2 protein-coding genes are annotated in these 3,719 nt (G+C 30.8%); one reads left to right on the top strand and one right to left on the bottom strand.

Annotated elements, in window-relative coordinates:
* The first annotated feature begins 536 nt into the window (after positions 1-536).
* Complete coding sequence (locus tag U9R42_05395; GenBank protein MEA3495454.1) at positions 537-1,394, top strand: toxin-antitoxin system YwqK family antitoxin; 858 nt, start codon at positions 537-539, stop codon at positions 1,392-1,394.
* Positions 1,395-1,630: 236 nt separating this feature from the next.
* Here the strand turns inward: U9R42_05395 and U9R42_05390 are convergent, their stop codons facing one another.
* Positions 1,631-3,097: an MATE family efflux transporter gene (locus U9R42_05390; GenBank protein ID MEA3495453.1), complete on the bottom strand. Its 1,467-nt coding sequence runs from the start codon at positions 3,095-3,097 to the stop codon at positions 1,631-1,633.
* Positions 3,098-3,719 lie beyond the last annotated feature (622 nt).

The raw sequence follows: 3,719 nt of genomic DNA, 5'->3' as shown, positions 1-3,719 counted from the left end.
GTTGTTGAGCCTGCCTGCCAAGGCTCGACAGGCGGGCGAAACCAAAAGTTACACACTGCTTATATGTAATTTTAATAAATGATGAACTTTGAGTAAAGTTAAATTTTAAAGTAATATTTCTAATTTATATCATGCTAAGTATCCATTATTGAGATGAACCATAATTATATTCTAACAAAGAAATATATAAAAAGAGCAGAAGCCGATGTAGGATTAATGTTCACAGTATATAATTTAAGAAGGCTAATAACAATATTGGGGTTTAAAAATATGGAAGAGTATATAAGATGTTTTGTTTCAATGTTTTACGCAATATAAAGGCAGTTGGTAGAAAAAATAAGCTATTTTAAACGATTAATAAAAATGAACCTAAAAAAGCAATTATTTTTGAGCAAAGCAGAAATGTTCTTATATTTGACAAAAATTTAATCGGTGGTTAGGGTTATTAGACAAACTGGCGTTGGGTTTAATTTTAAAGATAGAGTAACATGATAGAACAGAAGACAAAAGAAAAAACAATTAAAAATATATAAGTTATGAGAAAAAGAATAATTACAACAATATTATTTTCGATAATATTTATGCAATTTTCATTTGCACAAAAAGTATCTAAATCATACTATGATAACGGACAATTAGAAAAAACTGGAAACATTGAAAATGGAGAAGAAACTGGCGAATGGAAATACTACTACGAAAACGGACAATTAAAATTTATTGGAAATTATGAAAATGGGGAAGAAACTGGCGAATGTAAATACTATTACGAAAATGGACAATTAAAATTTATTGGAAATTTTGAAAATGGGGAAAAAACTGGTGAATTTAAATTCTATTTAGAAAACGGACAATTAAAAGGAATTGGAAATCTTGAAAATGGGAAATTAACTGGCAAATGGAAAAATTATCACGATAACGGACAATTAGAATTTATTGGAAACTATGAAAATGGGGAAGGAACTGGCAAATGGAAAACCTATCACGATAACGGACAATTAAAAGGAATTGGAAATTTTGAAAATGGGAAAGAAACTGGCGAATGGAAAAATTATCACGATAACGGACAATTAGAAGTTATTGGAAACTATGAAAATGGGAAATTAACTGGCAAATGGAAAACCTATCACGATAACGGACAATTAAAAGGAATTGGAAATTTTGAAAATGGGAAAGAAACTGGCGAATCGAAAAATTATCACAAAAATGCTAAGGTTTACAGAATTATACTATGGCAAGAAGGTAAATTAATGAAGATTCTCACTTGTAAAGACAACAAAGGAAATAGCCTTGATAAAGGCACTTTGATTAATGGGAATGGTACAGTAAAGGAATATGATAAAAACGGAGTTTTAACTAAAACCTTAAGCTATAAAAATGGTGAAAAGCAAGAATAACGTTTGCTAACAAAAAATATAGTGCATTTGGCAGATAGTGCTAAAAATAAAGATGATAGCAATTAAGAAACATAGTAGTAGATTGAAAATTTGGAGTGCTGAAATGCCAAACTCCCCTATAGTTTCTTATTATATTTATTGCATCTTGCGACACGAAGTTCGCCCGTCTGGGCATCCTGAATCTTGCATCCTGAGTTCTTGCATCCTGAGTTCTTGCATCCTGTTACTTTCAATTACTAAATCACTACTTTACGTTTCCACCTTCCTGTTAAGTAATAAATGTAAGAAAAGCCTGCCCCAAAACACCAGCCGGTAGGTATTCCCCACCAGATTCCAATTTCGCCAAAATGCTGTGATAAAAAATATGAAGCAGGAACACGAATAACCCATAATGAAAATAATGTAATAAGCATAGGAATAAATGTATCTCCGGCACCTCTCATTACACCGTTTGAAACAAACATTAAAGCAAAAATGAGATAAAAGAAACTTACTATACCAAGATATTCTACCCCGATTCTAATTACTTCAACATCATTAGTAAAAAATCCCATTATTGTTTTACTAAAAAGGTTGATAATAATAGCTGTTGATATTGCAATAACAGAGGTCATTAATAAGGTTGCTTTAAAACCTTTTTTGACTCTTTCAAGTTTTTTTGCTCCTATATTTTGTCCTACAAAAGTTGATAATGCCATTCCGAAATTCATTGCAGGCATGGCAGCTATCATATCAATACGTCCTGCAACTGTGTAAGCAGCAATTGCATTTGTTCCGTAATCATTTACAATTTGCAAAAGTGCAAGCATTCCAAGTGAAACGAAAGTATGCTGAAATCCTTGAGGAAGACCGATACTCATACTTTTTGAAAATATCTTTTTGTCGAATGTAAGATTTTTAAAAAACAAATGAATAACTGTGTGAGTACGGTTTATGTAAATTGTTGCAGAAACAAAAGCAAGTCCTTGTGATATTATTGTTGCTATTGCAACCCCTTTAATTCCCCAATGAAAAACAACAACAAATAGTAAGTCAAGAAAAATATTTGTAAGAGTTGCTCCAATAAGAAAATACAAAGGTGTTTTTGAATCTCCAAGTCCACGTAAAACAGCAGATATACCATTGAATCCAAAGAACATAATTATTCCACCAAGGTAAATATGTAAATAAATTTTTGCTTGAGGTAGTACATCGGCAGGGACTTTTAATAATTCGAGAATAAAACCGCTTATGGATACACCGATTATTGATATTAAAATTGCTGCAATAAAAAGGAATATTGACATTGTTTCAAAAGTACGCTGGACATTTTTTGTGTCTTTAGCACCAAAATATTGAGAAATAATAATTGTTGAACCGGAGGCTGTTCCTATTATTAGTGAGATTAAAACAAAAATCAAAGGAAATGAAGAACCAACAGCGGCAAGAGCTTCTTTGCCGATAAATTTTCCGATAATGATACTGTCAACAATATTGTAAAGTTGCTGGAACACGTTGCCAAGAAGCATTGGTAATGCAAAATAAAATATTCGTTTGCTTTCTTTTCCTGTTGTCAGGTCTATCATTATTTTTCGCTTCTTTTTGAAAACTTGCAAATGTAACGTTTTTAATTTATGAATGATGATTTGCTTTTTACGATTTGAAGAATTGTTAATATTTTCACGCAAAGACGCAAAGAACGCAAAGAAGAATTGTTTATCCATACGGACAAGTTTTGGTGATTTGTTTATCTGTTTATCCGATACACTAACTCTAAGTACATTAGGCACTTTAAGTACTTCTTCTTGTTTATCCGTAACACATAACCTTTTAGTTTTTAGTTTTTAGCTTTTAGTTTTAAGTACTTCTTCTTGTTTATCCGTAACACATAACCTTTTAGTTTTTAGTTTTTAGCTTTTAGTTTTAAGTACTTCTTCTTGTTTATCCGTAACACATAACCTTTTAGTTTTTAGCTTTTAGTTTTAAGTACTTCTTCTTGTTTATCCGTAACACATAACCTTTTAGTTTTTAGTTTTTAGCTTTTAGTTTTAAGTACTTCTTTATGTTTATTTATTTAAACGCAGAGTCGCAGAAACGCAGAGAAAAATTAACAAAAAAAGTCAACTCTATTCAGGCAAGCACAAAGCACAGACTGCTTACTGAAGACTGTTTATTTGTTTATTTGTTTATCTGTTTATTCTTAACACATAACTTTTAGTTTTTAGTTTTAAGTACTTCTTCTTGTTTATCCGTAACACATAACCTTTTAGTTTTTAGCTTTTAGTTTTAAGTACTTCTTCTTGTTTATCCGTAACACATAACCTTTTAGTTTTTAGTTTTTAGCTT

Source organism: Bacteroidota bacterium, from assembly GCA_034723125.1.
Lineage (GTDB): Bacteria > Bacteroidota > Bacteroidia > CAILMK01 > JAAYUY01 > JAYEOP01.
Note: the sequence above shows the minus strand (reverse complement) of the source record. Positions and strands in the feature narration are given on the sequence as shown.

Coding starts and splice junctions, on each gene's coding strand:
- U9R42_05395 (MEA3495454.1), top strand. CDS start 537: ATGAGAAAAAGAATAATTACAACAATATTATTTTCGATAATATTTATG.
- U9R42_05390 (MEA3495453.1), bottom strand. CDS start 3,097: ATGGATAAACAATTCTTCTTTGCGTTCTTTGCGTCTTTGCGTGAAAAT.